This is a genomic window from Pedobacter steynii (assembly GCF_001721645.1).
GTDB lineage: Bacteria > Bacteroidota > Bacteroidia > Sphingobacteriales > Sphingobacteriaceae > Pedobacter > Pedobacter steynii_A.
Genome location: NZ_CP017141.1, coordinates 3,784,320 through 3,799,957 on the forward strand (window position 1 = coordinate 3,784,320; position 15,638 = coordinate 3,799,957).

General features: G+C 42.1%; 10 protein-coding genes. 8 read left to right on the plus strand and 2 right to left on the minus strand.

Translation table 11 applies throughout. The features are described from left to right. The first annotated feature begins 13 nt into the window (after window positions 1-13). From BFS30_RS15805 to BFS30_RS15820, 4 genes are all read left to right on the plus strand, one after another. On the plus strand, window positions 14-1,156 hold the full coding sequence (locus BFS30_RS15805) for a FecR family protein (RefSeq protein WP_069380178.1): 1,143 nt from the start codon (window positions 14-16) through the stop codon (window positions 1,154-1,156). Window positions 1,157-1,443: 287 nt separating this feature from the next. After that, window positions 1,444-4,767, plus strand: a complete 3,324-nt coding sequence (locus BFS30_RS15810; protein WP_237028762.1) for a TonB-dependent receptor — start codon at window positions 1,444-1,446, stop codon at window positions 4,765-4,767. 13 nt (window positions 4,768-4,780) lie between these two features. Then, complete coding sequence (locus BFS30_RS15815; protein WP_167353155.1) at window positions 4,781-6,169, plus strand: RagB/SusD family nutrient uptake outer membrane protein; 1,389 nt, start codon at window positions 4,781-4,783, stop codon at window positions 6,167-6,169. Window positions 6,170-6,181: 12 nt separating this feature from the next. Further along, window positions 6,182-7,264, plus strand: a complete 1,083-nt coding sequence (locus BFS30_RS15820) for a TlpA disulfide reductase family protein (RefSeq protein WP_069380181.1) — start codon at window positions 6,182-6,184, stop codon at window positions 7,262-7,264. A gap of 63 nt (window positions 7,265-7,327) precedes the next feature. On the opposite strand, the gene BFS30_RS15825 is transcribed toward BFS30_RS15820, so the two are convergent. Continuing rightward, window positions 7,328-8,197: an ATP-grasp domain-containing protein gene (locus tag BFS30_RS15825; protein ID WP_237028588.1), complete on the minus strand. Its 870-nt coding sequence runs from the start codon at window positions 8,195-8,197 to the stop codon at window positions 7,328-7,330. A 29-nt stretch (window positions 8,198-8,226) separates the two neighbouring features. Continuing rightward, the gene (locus BFS30_RS15830; RefSeq protein ID WP_069380183.1) at window positions 8,227-8,487 is read right to left on the minus strand and encodes an Ada metal-binding domain-containing protein; all 261 of its coding nucleotides are present in this window, start codon (window positions 8,485-8,487) and stop codon (window positions 8,227-8,229) included. A gap of 230 nt (window positions 8,488-8,717) precedes the next feature. Here BFS30_RS15830 and BFS30_RS15835 point away from each other — a divergent pair, with 230 nt between their 5' ends. The 4 genes from BFS30_RS15835 (at window position 8,718) to BFS30_RS15850 (ending at window position 15,630) form a co-directional block, all read left to right on the plus strand. Next, complete coding sequence (locus BFS30_RS15835; RefSeq protein ID WP_069380184.1) at window positions 8,718-9,305, plus strand: RNA polymerase sigma factor; 588 nt, start codon at window positions 8,718-8,720, stop codon at window positions 9,303-9,305. Window positions 9,306-9,431: 126 nt separating this feature from the next. Continuing rightward, window positions 9,432-10,586 (plus strand): FecR family protein, encoded by a 1,155-nt coding sequence (locus BFS30_RS15840; RefSeq protein WP_069382469.1) that lies wholly within the window; start codon window positions 9,432-9,434, stop codon window positions 10,584-10,586. Between the two features lie 297 nt (window positions 10,587-10,883). Continuing rightward, the gene (locus BFS30_RS15845; RefSeq protein ID WP_237028589.1) at window positions 10,884-14,162 is read left to right on the plus strand and encodes a SusC/RagA family TonB-linked outer membrane protein; all 3,279 of its coding nucleotides are present in this window, start codon (window positions 10,884-10,886) and stop codon (window positions 14,160-14,162) included. A gap of 19 nt (window positions 14,163-14,181) precedes the next feature. Further along, on the plus strand, window positions 14,182-15,630 hold the full coding sequence (locus tag BFS30_RS15850) for a RagB/SusD family nutrient uptake outer membrane protein (protein WP_069382470.1): 1,449 nt from the start codon (window positions 14,182-14,184) through the stop codon (window positions 15,628-15,630). The last annotated feature ends 8 nt before the right edge of the window (window positions 15,631-15,638 follow it).

Genomic DNA, 15,638 nt, shown 5'->3' on the forward strand with positions numbered 1-15,638 from the left:
AGGGAGCAACTCAATGAAAAAAGCAACAGATTTATTAGATAAGTACAACTCAGGAATGGCTACGGATGAAGAAAAAGTCATTGTAGAAAGCTGGTATCTTAAATATGAGGCTGGAGCTACAGATCTTAGTCCGCAGAAAATAGAGCAGGAATACCTGCTTGGACTGGAGGGATTGACCAGACATATGGACCGTTCATCTTCAATGAGATTATGGCCCCGAATGGTTGCTGCGGCAGTATTGTTTCTGGTCTTGGGCATTGGCATCTTTTTTATTTTCCGTCCGGTTCAAAAACAGGATATGATTTCCTATCGGCATAACGATATTGGTATTGGAGGAAACCGGGCAGTGCTTACCCTTACAGATGGCCGGAAGATTTCATTAACAGATGCGGCCAACGGAACTATTGCTGAAGAATCGGGGATAAAGGTGACGAAAACCCGGGATGGTCAGCTGTTATATATATTGAGCGGTAAACAGTCTGCACAAAAACAGTCCGGCAATAATACCATAACCACCCCCAAAGGTGGACAATATCAGGTTATTCTTCCTGATGGGACTAAGGTTTGGCTTAACGCCGCTTCTTCATTGGTATATCCCAATACATTTTCGGCAACAGAACGGAAAGTGGTATTGAAAGGTGAAGCCTATTTTGAAGTTGCGAAACAGTTTCCAAAGAAAACGCCTTTTATTGTGCTGACCGACAGAGCGAAGGTAGAAGTACTGGGCACTCATTTCAATGTCAATGCTTACGACAATGAGCCCTTTACTAAAACCACCTTACTGGAAGGTAAAGTGTGTGTCAGTTATCCTGAAACACCACATGCTATGGTGCTTAACCCCAATCAACAGGCCTGGAACGATAAAAAAACAAACCTGAATACCCCCATCAGGGTAATCAGGGTAGATCCGGAATATGACGTTGCCTGGAAAAAGGGCTGGTTTATGTTTAATGATGAAAGTATTGAAAGCATTATGAGAAAGATCGCCAGATGGTATGATGTAGAAGTGGTATACGAAGGGAGGACGACAGCTCAGCAGGTATTTGGAGGAACAGTGAACAGATTTGAAAATGTCTCCAAGGTATTGGAGATGCTTGAACTGACAAATGCAGTTCATTTTAAAATTGAAGGAAGGAAAATTACGGTGATGCCCTGAAACCACCAGGTATCGTAAGTTCAAATAAATATCAACAAACCATAAACAAATCAACAATGAAAAAACAACTACAGGGTCAGACTTAAGTATCGCGGGTAACTTGAAAAAGCACACCCCGATTGGCCTCGGGATGCGCTATAATTTTGAGTTAACCCCTCCGGTAATACCGGAAAAAAGTTTTAGAGAACTATTCATGTATTAACCCAAAACAAACCAAAAGTATGAAAATAAATGCTTTTAACCTTGGTATGCCCAAACTATGGCTACCCCCTAAACTTCTTTTAGTGATGAAGTTAGTTATCATTTTAATGACGAGTCTGCTGTTACAGGTCAATGCCAGTGGATTTGCACAGCGGATTACGATAAATAAGAAAGGTGCATCCCTTAAATATATCTTTAATGAAATCAGAAAACAGACTGGTTATGATGTCTTATGGCAATCCATTCAAATTCAGCAAGTTAAAAATGTAGATGTTTCTTTTCAAAACGAAACATTGGAAAAAGTATTAAAACAGGCCCTTGCTGCCAGCGATTTATCCTATTCTATTAAGGATAAGACCATTGTTATTCAGACCATAGATAAAACATTCCTTGATCGCCTGGTAGGCTATCTTAAGGCAATTGACATTCATGGGCTTGTATTGGATGAAAAAGGCCTTCCTTTACCGGGTGCAAGTGTAAAAGTTAAAGGTACTGGTAAGGTAACAAAGACAAATGGCCGTGGTGAGTTTAATCTGGAGCAGGTAGAAGAAAATGCTGTATTGTCAGTTTCCTATTTGGGTTACCAGACTAAAGATGTTGCCGTTAAGGGTGAGAATAATATCCGGATTACACTTGCCGAGAGTCAGGAAAGGCTGGAGGCGGTTGTTGTTGTTGGTTATGGAACAACCAAAAGAAAAGACCTTGTTGGTACAGTCGCCACTATTGGCGGAGATGAAATGAGAAAGCAGGTAGCCACTAATTTCACGCAGGCCCTTGCAGGAAGAGCTGCAGGTGTTCAGGTGAGCAGACCTAATGGAAATCCTGGTGCCGGAGCTTCGATCAGAATAAGGGGGCTGTCGACTGCAAGTGGAGTGAATGATCCGCTGTTTGTGATTGATGGAATTCCGGTCCAACTGTTTAATGGGGGTGGAACAGATGCAGCGCGTTTTGTTCCTGCAAACGGACTAATGGACCCATTGGCAGGAATAGACATGAATGATGTGGAGAATATAGAAGTCTTAAAAGATGCTACTGCAACTGCTATTTATGGCTCCAGGGCTGCAAATGGGGTGGTTATTGTGACCACCAAACGCGGAAGGGCAGGGGAACAGCCGGTTTTTAGTTTTAATTATGATGTTTCCACAGATCGTCAGTATAAATTTCTGGACGCGCTGTCTGGTCCGGAATATATAAAATTCATGACAGAAACCTATGAAAAAGCCGGAGTTCCAATTGAGGGAAAAGATTTTCCCGGAACGGCAAATACAGATTGGCAAAGAGCAGTGATACAGAAGGGGCTTATTCAGAACCTCAACCTGAGCGTAATGGGTGCATCCAGGGATGGGCAGACTAATTATGGCTTTTCTTCAGGCTTAACTGACCAGAAAGGAGTGCTGATCAATACCGGTTTTAAGCGCTACTCGCTACGGGCGAATGTGGAATCCAGGTTCTTTAATCTTTTAAAAATAGGAACAAACCTGAATTACAGTTTCAGTAAGCAGACTGGTGGTTCCTCGCCTAGTTATATGAATTATGGGGCAGCGAATTACCGGCCTGATATTCCGGTTTACAATCCGGACGGGTCTTATGCTAATGATGGTTTTAATGATAATCCTGTTGCCTCCAGAATGGTTACAGATATCAATGAAAGTCAAAGGCTACTGGCTTCTGTGTTTGCTGAGCTGGAAATCATTCCGGGTTTAAAAGCGAGGTCTTCGCTTTCCTATGATGTAAACCACAATACGGGGTTTTCTTATACCCCAAGCTGGATGCTCTCTGTAATTAATCAGAACCAAAAAGGGTCGAGGACGGATAAAAATTTTCAATATACCAACAGGATATTTGACAACACGCTCAGTTTTACCAAAGCTTATGATAAACATCATATAGATGCTGTAGCAGGCGCTTCCTGGACTTTGAACAGAAGTAATTTCAATAACGTAAACAGCATCAATTTTCCTAATGATGATGTACTGAATAACCTCGGTTCTGCGGGCACAATAAATGGTTACAGCAGCGGGGGAGAAAGCAGTGGTCTGGAATCTTTTTTTCTTCGTGCCAATTACAATTACGATGGAAAGTATTACCTGACGGTAAGTGGGCGTGCAGATAATTCTACCAAATTCGGACCTGAAAATCAATGGGGATATTTTCCTTCAGTAGGTCTGGCCTGGAGATTTTCACAGGAAAATTTTATGAAAGGCTTAAGCTTTATTGATGATGCGAAGTTAAGGTTAACCAGAGGAAAAACGGGAACTTCAGCATTTGGAAGTTTTGGGTTCCTGACTTTGTTTAACACCGGTTATTTCTATAATGGCGTGAACGGGCTTAGGGCAAATCCTGATGATGGGCAGCCGAATCCGGACATCAGATGGGAAGGAACGACGCAGACCGATGCGGCATTGGAGCTTAGTTTCTTAAAGTCACGGCTGAAAACCACCATCAATTATTATCGGAAATATACCGAGGGCATGATAACCGGGCCCAGTATTCCTTCATCCAATGGTTATAGTTTTCAAAACAAGAATATTGGAGATGTAAGCAACCAGGGATGGGAGTTTACCATATCGGCTATTCCGGTAAACAATGACAAGTTTACCTGGATCTCTGATTTTAACATCAGCTTTAATAAGAACAAAGTAGAAAAGACCTATGGAACAGCATTGTACGGTACTATTCTTCTGACCGAAGGACTTCCTTTGAATGGAATCCGGGGATACCGGACAAATGGGCTTTACCAGAATCAGGGAGAAATAGATGCGTTAAATGCCATTGCCAGACAAGCAACAGGAAATCCAGGTGCATTTTATCAGACTTCACAGACGGCTCCCGGAGATGTCAGGTTTGTTGACCTCAATGGAGATGGCAGGATAGATACCAAAGACAGGTCAATTCTTGGCTATTCTCAAAATCCCAAATATTTTGGGGGCTGGAATAATACTTTCCGATATGGACAATTGGAATTGAGCACACTTTTTCAGTTTGATGTAGGAAGTAAAGTTTCAAGAGAACAGAATAATGATGTTTTTAATGGCTACCGCTACAATGTCTCTTCATTGGTACTTACCGGATGGACTCCTGAAAATACAAATACACAGCAACCGAGAAATGTGGTTAACGGGCCTGGACAGAATATTGATACGAATACAGACCGTTTTATTGAAGATACATCTTTTCTAAGGTTAAAGAATGTACAACTGAGCTACCTTTTTAACAGTGCGTTATTAAAAAAGATGCACATTCAACAGGTAAGGTTATTTACAGGAATGACGAATTTATTTACCTGGACAAAATATAGAGGGCTGGACCCGGAAGTGAACAGTGAAAACACATTCACGGATCACGGAAGGGATACTGCTACTTATCCAACTACTCAAAGTATAACGTTTGGTGTTAATCTTAAATTTTAAAAAGATGATGAAAATGAAATCTATATCAATCGTTTTAAGCTGTATGCTGTTTATTAGTTTGCAGGCTTGTAAATTAACGGATGTAACAGACCTTAAGCCGGAAAACAAGCTGGATGAAAGTACTGTGGTTGTCGATATTCCTTCTGCTGAGAAATTGTTGGCAGGCGCATATTATAGCTTAAGAGATGAACCGCTGGCTAACCAGACCCCAATTTATGTTGGACTAATGGGACTGAACGTGACGGCCGCCGGTGCATCCAGCAATCCTTATCTTAACAATAATGTGCCTCCAAATAACAGCAGCTTAAATAGTTATTTATACGGAGGGCCATATCAACTTATTCAGACGGCTAACTTTGTAATTCTGAAAACCGGCGCTTTAACCCTTACAGATCCACGTAAAGCCCAGATCATTTCAGAAGCAAAATTTCTCCGTGCGTTGGGACATTTTTACATCCTGCGTCTCTTCGGTCAGTTCTGGGATATGGGGTCCAGTTACGGAATTGAAATCAAGGATATTCCGAATTCACCTGTTGCTGCAAGGGCAAGCGTTAAGCTCTCTTATGAATTTATCCTTTCGGATCTGGATGCAGCAATCAGTGATTGCCCGGAGTATAAAACCGGAGTCATGAAGGGATATGCGACCAAACTTGCTGCAAAAGCTTTAAAGGCAAGGGTGTTGTTGTATAAAAAAGATTATGCTGCGGCAGCCATATTGGCTAAAGAGGTGATGTCTGGTCCGGCACTACTGTCAGGAGACTTTGTTCGTCTTTTTACAAATGAAAAGTACAATGCTGATGAAGTGCTGTTGGCCTCTATTACTTTTGCCAATAACAACAATATCTATTTTGAGAATGGAAAATCCTATTATTGGACTGATGGGGGATATAAATTTACAGACCGGTATACTGAATTATTAAGGCAGGATGCCAGAAAATCGATTATTGTGAGAACTCCTTCAGATCCGGCAGATTTGTTGAAATGGCACGGTAACGGGAAGTTCAGTACAGGTGTACAAGGCAGCAGAAACGATACCGAATATTATCTGCGTTTGGCGGAAGTTTATCTGATTTACGCAGAGGCAGAAGCCAGAAGACCAGGTGGAAACTTAGACGATGCCCTTAAAGCATTGAATATCCTGCACACCAAACGAGGCAATCCGGAAGTGACTGCCTCCGGACAGAAAGACTTACTTCAGCTGGTCAGGAAAGAGAAAGAACTGGAACTGGGTGGAGAATCAGGAGAAGACTGGTATGATCTTGTTCGTTATATCAAAAACGGAGACCTGCAGGCTACAGCTGTAAAACAAAGCCTTACAGACGAAAACAAGCTGATTCTTCCCATACCACAAGTGAGTGTTGATGCCTCAAATCATTTAATTAAACAAAACCCCGGATACTAAAACCCCCTAAATATGAAAAAGAATATCATTTTATTAAGCTTAAGCAGCATTTGCCTGTTTGCCACTGCACAGGTAAAGAAAGATGGTTATACCATCAACGGAAAAATTGAAGGACTAAAAAGTCCATATATGTACATTTACGGTTTGGGAGGAAGTGATTCCGTTTCCGTAAAAAATGGTGTTTTCAGCTATAAGGGTAGTGTTAAGGAACCTACCCGGATTTACCTGACTGACCGGAAGGGATTGCAATTTGGATTGTATGTTGAAAATGCGCCTGTAAGTATTAAGGGCAATGTAAACGCAATTGAAGATATGCTGATCTCGGGAGGGAAGACGCAACAAGAGTCGAATGTCCTAAGTGTGAGCAAAAAAGACCTGGAAAAAAGGCAGAAGCAACTTTACAGCGAGTACGAGAAAGCAGAGAAGGCGAAAGACGCCGCTGCGATCGCAAAGATAGAAAGTGAATTTTTTAAAAGCTATAAGGAATCTGATGCTTTGAATAAAGCATTTATTACTAAGCATCCTAAAAGCTATGTGAGCCTGGTCAATATAAAAGATCTTGGTTCCAGTACAGATTATGCTGAATTACAAAGTCTTTTTCAGTCGCTTGATGCAGGGTTGAAAGCAACAGAGACCGGGAAAAAGATGGAAGCTATGTTAGCCGTATTGAAAAAAGGAAGTAATGGTCAGAAGATGATCGATTTTACCCAGAATGATATGGAAGGCAAGCCCGTTAGTTTTTCTTCTTTTAAAGGGAAGTATGTGTTGGTAGATTTTTGGGCAAGCTGGTGTGGGCCATGCAGAGGCGAGAACCCTAATGTATTGAAAGCATATGACCAGTTTAAAGATAAAGGCTTTACCGTTTTGGGTGTTTCTCTGGACGACAATGCGGATAAATGGAAGAAGGCAGTGGTCGAGGATAAAATGCCCTGGACTCAATTGTCTGACTTGAAAGGATGGAAGAATGAAGTTTCTACTTATTATGGTATCCAGGGAATTCCTGCCAATTATCTTGTAGACCCTGATGGGGTTATTATTGCCAGAAATTTAAGAGGTGAAGCGTTGCATGAGAAGTTGAAAGAATTGATGAAATAGTAAAAGCAAATGTTCTAAAAAAAGCTATCTGATTTGCTCAGATAGCTTTTTTATGTAGGTTGTTTATAGGTTGGCGGACAGGGCCTTGTAGTAATTTTCTGAAGCTTCCTGATGGGTATCTAAGAAAAGATAGGGCTCGATCAGTTCCAGTTCCATCAGGTTTAATTCCCCGTTTACAATTAAGCCATCAACTCTCGCATACAAACAACCCTGTGCATATTGTTCAACATAAGCTGCGGCACTTTTAATATGTTTGTCGAGGCCTTGCTGAACATTCACGCTACCACCGTGATAAGTTTGCACCCTGAAATCACCATCTTTTGGTATTTTCAATAAAGAATGGCTATACTTTCCTTCAAAGAAGAGAAACGACCATTCTCCATCATGGATCTCCGGCATAAAAGGCTGGGCTACAAAAGCTTCTTCCTGTAATAATCCGTTAATTTCAGCTTCATGACCGGAAAGGTTCTGAGCTGTTAAAATATAAGTGTTTTTAGCTCCTGCACTGATGCAAGGCTTGATGATTAGCTTTTCGGTCTTGAAATGGGCCATAAGTGCATTCAGGTCCAGACGCTCTCCCTTTTCAAGGAATAAAGAAGGGATTACGGCTAAGCCCGAGTCTGCAATTTCGCCGAGGTAATGTTTGTCCATATTCCACCTTACCCGTTCGTAAGGGTTCAGTAGTTTTACGTTTAAAGCTTCCAGATGATCGAGCCATTGTTTAAATTCTGCGATGTGTTCATGGTAATCCCATGGGGATTTAATAATGGCTACCTCATAGTTTTTCCAATCTGCCGCAGGATCATTCCATATGACACGTTCTATGGAAAGGCCTTTGCCTATTAAAAACTCTAGTAAGGTTTTATCCTCATCTACAGTGGTTGAGGTATATTTTTCCTGGATCTGGTAAGAAACATAAGCGATCTTCATCATTCAAAAAGGGTTAGGGGGTAAAGATATCATTAATGGGTTAATTTCCATATGTTATAGGCTTGAGGAAGGCAATGGCCGCAAGGTCTGTAGCCTGCCTGCAGGGCCTCCTGCTCATCCTTAAAAAAGACCCGGTTTTCTACTTTCATGCGTTTCCCCGAGGAGCAGTTCAGCAGGCCATATATTTTGTTTTTTTTATACCCTCCAAACTTGATTTTTCCCGCTTTTATCAAAGAGGCAAGTTGCTTTTTTCGTTCATCGGGATGGAGGCCAAGGCTTAAATGAGAGATCATATTTTTAATGGGTTGTCACAAGATTTGGACAGGCAGGCAAGGTAGGAAGTAAATATAATCGTGTCAACCCGGATCTTGCGAAAACCCATTTCATTCTACCTTTAGAAGCCATCGTCAGCACACCAATGGAATAGAATTATTTTAGCTTCCAAATCTATAAAATAACTGAATGGTTCCTGCTGCTTAAGTAATAGTGCTTTTTCCTATATTCGTTGGGGGATAAATAACGAATGACAATTCAAAACAGGCTTTCTGATCAGGAACTGGTGGCTCTTTTAAAAGAGAGAAATCAAGCTGCATTCACGGAAATCTACGACAGGTATTGGCGGATCATGTATGGTCATGTTTATAAGATGCTATTGGACGAAGAGGAGTCAAAAGATGTCATTCAGGAACTATTTAGCAATTTATGGATCAATTCTGATCGTATTCCGGATCAGTTAAACCTTCCGGGGTACCTGTATATAATGGCAAAAAATAAGGTACTAAACTTGATCCGCAGGAATAAGTTTCAGACTGCCTACCTCAATTCTTTGTCAGATTTTATCACGGAGGCCAGTACGGCTACCATAGATCAGTTGAATGAACGTGATTTGGCTATGGCCATAGAAAGAGAAATTCAAAGTCTTCCGCCAAGGATGAAACAGGTTTTTGAATTAAGCAGGAAAGAGAACCTTTCCTATAAAGAGATTGCAGACCGGCTGGGAACGTCAGAAGAAACCGTTAAAAAGCAGGTGCACAATTCTATCAAATCTATCAAACATCACCTGAAGGAATCAGGCGGAGCTGCAGTGTTATTGCTGACTTTTCTACGCTGATTTTTGAACCCGGGATTTATCTCATTCTGTAGAGCAATATTTTTTTTAATGCCGGATACCCCCTGAGTCTTTTTCATGTGTTTTATTTTAAAGGGAGCGGAAAACTCAGCCTTAAATCCTAACACTATGAACCATCAGGAAGTACAGAAACTCATCGAAAGCTACAACCAGGGGACTGCAAGCCCGGAAGAACGGGCATGGATAGACCATTGGTATCTGAAAGAGGCTGCCAAAAGAAGTCTGACTGAAGATCAGGATTTTGATCACCTGAATGGAGAAATATGGGACGGTGTACTGAGCAGGGCCGGCCTTTCGCAAAAGAAACAAGCTAAGATCTGGTATCGGATCATGGCTGCTGCAGCAGTTCTGCTGATTGTAGGAGCAGGAATCTGGTTTTATAAAAATAACCATCTGGCTGATCCCTTACCAAAAGAGAAACAGTATGTTCAGGATCTTCCTGCCGGAGGAAATAAAGCGGTATTGACCCTTGGGAACGGTGAAAAAGTAGTACTGACGGATGTAGCCGAGGGAAAAATTGCCGAGCAGGCCGGAATCAATATCAGCAAAACTGCAGATGGACAACTGATTTATACAATAGATCCTTCGGCAGCTCAAAATGAAAATACTTCGATGACTTATAATACCATCGAAACGCCTAAGGGGGGGCAGTATCAGATCAATTTGCCCGATGGGACCAGAGTCTGGCTGAATGCTTCTTCCTCCCTGAAGTATCCCACCCGGTTTATTGCAAACGAAAGAAAAGTTGAACTGAAAGGCGAAGGCTATTTTGAGGTTGCCCGGGATCCGGGAAAACCTTTTCGCGTGATGAGCAGCAAGCAGGAGGTAGAGGTATTGGGAACGCATTTTAACATCAACGCCTATGCAGATGAAAATGGCATCCGGACCACTTTACTGGAAGGAAGCGTAAAAGTAAAAGAATCGGGGCATGATGCCCTGCTCAAACCAGGGGAACAATCTTTGCTGAGCGGGAATAGAATGGAGATTAAACCGGTGGATACGGAAATGGCAGTGGCCTGGAAAGATGGATACTTCCTATTTAAAAAAGCAAGTATTCAAACCCTGATGCGGCAATTGTCGAGGTGGTATGATGTAGAAGTCATTTATTCAGGGAACATTCCGGCAACTTCATTTACAGGGAAAGTACACCGCAATACGAGTCTTGCACAAACATTGGAGCTTCTCAGTTTTTCAAAAGTTAATTTCAGGATCGAAGGAAAAAGAATGAGCATTATATATCCTTCCTCTGGAATACCAAAATAACCACGAACCAAATAAACCAAACAATCAATAACCAAATCTAAACCAAATTTAAACATGAAAAGAGCACTCAGGATGCGGTGATTCACCGTTGGGGAGACGACATAAAAAACCGCAGAAGTAGGTCGAAGTACTTCTACGGTAAGTATTTGAGTCAACCCGGATTTCTGATGAAATCAGGAATAAAAAATCAATTGGAAACGAATTCTTGTATTAACCCAAACATTCAAAAGTATGAAAATAAATGCTTTTAACCTAGCTATGCCCAAAACATGGCGCCCTAGTAAAATACTTATAGTCATGAAATTAACCACTTTCCTGATGATGATCAGCCTGATGTATGCAAGTGCAAAAGGCTATAGCCAAATCAATCTGAATGAACGGAATACCACATTGGATAAGGTATTCCAGCTCATTGAAAAACAAACAGATTATGTTTTCATAATCAGGAATTACGATGCCAGTCGGGCGAACATTTCGGTGAAACTTAGAAATGTGTCCATTAATGAGGCTTTGACACAATGTCTTAAAGACCTGCCTTTAACGTTTAAGATCATTGGTAAAAATATCGCCATCGTTGAAAAAGAAATGGCTCGGGAGCAGTTAAATACTCCCGTCATTCTCCCTGTAGACGTCAGAGGGAGGGTGTTAGATGCGAAAGGTCAGCCACTTCCTGGTGTAAATGTGATGGTAAAAGGAATAGCCGGAAAAGGAACCAGTACAGATATAGAGGGTAGGTTTTCCCTTAATGCCAATCCCGGCGACCTGCTGGTATTTAGTTTCATTGGTTTTAAAAAGAAAGAGATAAGGGTAGAGACTGCCCTGGTTCCGGATATCATGCTCGAAGAAGAGCCTGCGCAGCTGGAGTCTGTTGTGGTAGTGGGATACGGTGCGGTAAAAAAGACCGACCTTACCGGTTCCGTATCATCCATAGGTGCAGAAAAGATTACCCAGGTAAAAGGGGTCTCCAATGTTGCGCAGACGCTGCAGGGACAAATGGCAGGTGTACAGGTAAATCAGGGCTCCGGACAGCCAGGTGAGGGGATGAAGATTTCGATCAGGGGAACTAACTCCATCAGTGGCGACAATGCCCCTTTATATGTGATTGATGGAATTCTTTCCCAGGGGATATCTGCCCAGCTCAATGTAGATGACATTGCTACAATTGATGTTTTAAAGGATGCTTCTTCAACGGCTATTTATGGTTCCAGAGGTGCAAATGGCGTCATCATGATCACTACAAAAAGTGGGAAAACCGGAAAGCTTCAGGTGAATTATGACGGATATTACGGATTTCAGGACCTCAGAAAAAGAAAAGACCTGATTGACGCTTCGGAATATGGACAACTTCAAAATGAAGTGGCTGCAAATGATGGTCAGCCTTTACCTTTCACTGCAGAAGAAATTAAAGCCCTTGGAAAAGGAACCGACTGGCAATCTCTGGTTTATAAGACTGCTCCGGTTCAAAACCATACTTTATCATTCTCGGGAGGGTCGGATCATACGAAATACTATACTTCTCTGGGCTATTTCGATCAGAATGGTATTATTGAAAATTCAAACTACAGGCGGTTTTCCTCCCGAATTAACCTGGATCAGAAACTAAACGAGAAAATAAAATTCAATACCAATTTATCCGTGGTTCAGGACCGTTACAGACAGGCAAATTATGCCGGTGCTGATTTTGGCGGTGTCCCTTTCCAGACTATGGTGATGCCACCAACCCAGGGCGTATACGATGCAGATGGAAAATATACTGTATTTACTGGTGTGAGCTGGGGCCAAACCAACCCAATAGGAGTAGCAAAGGAGCAGTACAATCCGAGTAATACCCTGAGAATCCTAGGAAGTGCCGCTTTTACTTATGAGGTCATTAAAGACCTGAAATTAAAAAGTAGTGTCAGCATCGATGCCAATAACAATAAAACAGATCTATATAACCCGCCAAGCATTACTTTTGGCCAGCCTGCAGGAAAGGCCTCCAAGAGCTATAGCAACAATTCTTCTTTTGTAAATGAGAATACTTTGAACTACAACCGTGCCTTTGGACAACATCATTTGGATGTACTGGCGGGGTTTAGTTACCAGTATGATAAAAATGAAGGATTGAATAGTAATGAAGCTTCCGGATTTGTGACAGATGATTATTTAAATCATAACATTCAGGGCGCTACCAATAAAGCCCTGCCCAGCACTTCTTTTGGAGAACGAAACCTGATCTCCTATTTAGGTAGGGTCAATTACAATTATATGGGCAGGTATTTTGCCACTTTTACAGGGAGGTATGATGGCTCTTCTGTATTCGGGGAAAATAATAAATATGCTTTTTTCCCCTCTGCGGCGCTGGCATGGATCTTATCAGAAGAAGATTTTTTGAAAAACAATGCCACGATATCCAATCTGAAACTAAGGGCAAGTTACGGTGCTTCGGGCAGTCAGGCCATTAGCCCGTATCAAACATTGGCAAGGGTATCAGCAGTAAACCCTATTTTCAACAATCAGCCTGTATTGGGTTACGTACTGGGGTCATTACCCAATAGAAACCTGAAATGGGAAACCACCAAGGAACTTGATTTTGGTCTGGATCTGGGACTATTACAGAATAGAATTCAATTTACAGCCGACTACTATGATAAAAAGACGAATGATCTGCTGCTGAGTGTAGATCTGCCACAATCTTCAGGTTTTAGTGCGGTACTGCAAAATCTGGGCTCTGTACAGAACCGGGGTTTTGAGTTCCAGTTGAATACCAGAAACATTGAGGGGCAGGATTTTAAATGGTCCTCTTCCCTGACTTTTTCTCATAATACGAATAAGGTGACCGATCTGGGTAAAGCCGCTGACGGCAGTCCGATTGTATATAAGGAGGTGAGGGCAGGAGGAAACTGGTTTCCGATGATTCTAGGGCAACCTATGCATTCCTTCTATGGGCAAACGGTTGCAGGGGTGTATCAAAGCGATGCCGAAGCGCTCGCAAATGGAGAGCCTCAAAAGCGTGCCGGTGAGTATAAATTTCTGGATTATAATGGGGATGGCAGGGTAGATGACGCTGATAAACATGTCCTGGCCAATATGACCCCTAAATTTACCTTTGGTTTTAACAATAGTTTCAATTATAAAAACTTCGACCTGAGCTTGCTGTTTGTGGGTTCTTTCGGGAATAAAATCGTCAATGAATTCAGAAAATATAACCTGACCTTGAATGGTTTGTGGACACCGACCCAGGAAGCCTTTGATGCCCGATGGAGAGGTCCGGGTACCAGTGAGACCGGTGATAAGCCTTCTAAAGGAAGCATGCAATATACCCGGGATTATGCCAATAGCCTTTGGGTGGAAAACGGTTCTTATCTGAAACTCCGTGATGTTACCCTGGGATATACCTTCTCTCCAAAATTGCTTAAAGCGCTGAATATCGCTTCCATTCGTTTTTATGCCAGCGCCCAGAACTACTTTACCATCACCAAATATTCTGGTTATGATCCGGAAGTTTCCTGGTCTGTGTCGACTGTAAACGGATGGGATAGGGGGAATTATCCTGCTGCAAAATCGATTACCACAGGTGTTAAAGTTAATTTTTAATCATTTAGAAGAACAGGTTATGAAACGATATATTACATTTTCTCTGCTTACTTTAATGCTGTTGACAACAGTTATTTCCGGATGTAAAAAAGCATTGAATGAAGATCCTAAAACATTTATTTCACCGGAGAATTTTTTCAAAAACCCAGAAAGCTATGAGCTCGCCGTATTGGGAATTTATTCCGGATTACCACTCTATTCAGGGAACAGAGCGATGATGCTGGAGATGTGCACCGATATTTATGGGGCTCCTGCATCCGCATTTGAACAGGCACTTCCCATGTATCAGAATGCTCCGGCCTCTTTTTATTACAATACCAGGGAGGCCTGGGGAGGGGCGTATGCCATTATAAAAAATGCAAACTTTATCCTTGAAGAATTGCCAAAGGGACCTCTGGTTGAGCTGAAGAAAAATCAATTAATGGCTGAGGCTCGTTTTCTAAGGGCTTATGCCTATTTTTATCTGGTGCAGCTGTATGGTGATGTGCCTATGCCAGTTAAGCCAATTACCGATTATAGTAAATTACAAATGCCACGAACCGCACAGACTGAAGTCTATAAATTAATCCTGGAAGACCTTAACTATGCAGAAGCAAACCTTCCTGAATCGACTGCTGCTCAGGGAAGGGTTTATAAACTGGTTTCCACCGCGCTACTGGCCAAGGTTTACCTGACAATGGCAGGAAATCCGCTAAAACAGACTCAGCATTTTGCCCATGCGAAAGAAAAAGCTATCGCAGTGATCAATTCGGGAAAGTTTCAGCTGGTAAATGATTTCGCTTCGGTATTTCATCAAACGGCATACACTTCCGAATCAATTTGGGAGAAACTATATGTGACCGGACTGGGAGGCAATCCGGTACATGGGATCACTTTAACTGCGGCAACCTATAACCCTATCCTGGTCCCTGCCGATTGGTTTATCAATAGTTTTGCGACCGGCGACCGGCGAAAACAATGGGGAATTGTTCAGAATTACGCGGGCCCGAAAGGAACGGTATTGAGTCCCTTTTTCCAGAAATTTGCAGATGTATCCGGAGTGGCCGGTGGTACCACCTCTTCGGGGGCAATCGTGAGCTATACCTTTCCATACCTTCGGTTGGCAGAAATGTATTTAATTGCAGCCGAAGCCGAAAATGAGGTAAACGGACCTGCCGGTGCCTATGTTTACATCAATGAGATCCGAAAACGTGCGAGAGTAAATAAGGCAGATGTAACGAATGTGCCCGACTTAACAGGGCTGTCCCAGCAACAGTTCCGGGAAGCAGCATGGATGGAACGTAAATGGGAACTTTGCCTGGAAGGAAGCACCTGGTTTGATTTGAAAAGAACGAATACGATGCAGAATATCCAGAATAGAAGAGGTGCAGGGTTGGTGAATCCAATCGGTGCTTACAATCAAACCTGGCTGATCCCTGATAATGAGGTAGTCAACAATAATATTGCTCAGAACCCAGTATATAAATAATTATAAAA

Coding starts and splice junctions, on each gene's coding strand:
- BFS30_RS15805 (WP_069380178.1), top strand. CDS start 14: ATGAAAAAAGCAACAGATTTATTAGATAAGTACAACTCAGGAATGGCT.
- BFS30_RS15810 (WP_237028762.1), top strand. CDS start 1,444: ATGAAGTTAGTTATCATTTTAATGACGAGTCTGCTGTTACAGGTCAAT.
- BFS30_RS15815 (WP_167353155.1), top strand. CDS start 4,781: ATGAAATCTATATCAATCGTTTTAAGCTGTATGCTGTTTATTAGTTTG.
- BFS30_RS15820 (WP_069380181.1), top strand. CDS start 6,182: ATGAAAAAGAATATCATTTTATTAAGCTTAAGCAGCATTTGCCTGTTT.
- BFS30_RS15825 (WP_237028588.1), bottom strand. CDS start 8,197: ATGATGAAGATCGCTTATGTTTCTTACCAGATCCAGGAAAAATATACC.
- BFS30_RS15830 (WP_069380183.1), bottom strand. CDS start 8,487: ATGATCTCTCATTTAAGCCTTGGCCTCCATCCCGATGAACGAAAAAAG.
- BFS30_RS15835 (WP_069380184.1), top strand. CDS start 8,718: ATGACAATTCAAAACAGGCTTTCTGATCAGGAACTGGTGGCTCTTTTA.
- BFS30_RS15840 (WP_069382469.1), top strand. CDS start 9,432: ATGAACCATCAGGAAGTACAGAAACTCATCGAAAGCTACAACCAGGGG.
- BFS30_RS15845 (WP_237028589.1), top strand. CDS start 10,884: ATGAAATTAACCACTTTCCTGATGATGATCAGCCTGATGTATGCAAGT.
- BFS30_RS15850 (WP_069382470.1), top strand. CDS start 14,182: ATGAAACGATATATTACATTTTCTCTGCTTACTTTAATGCTGTTGACA.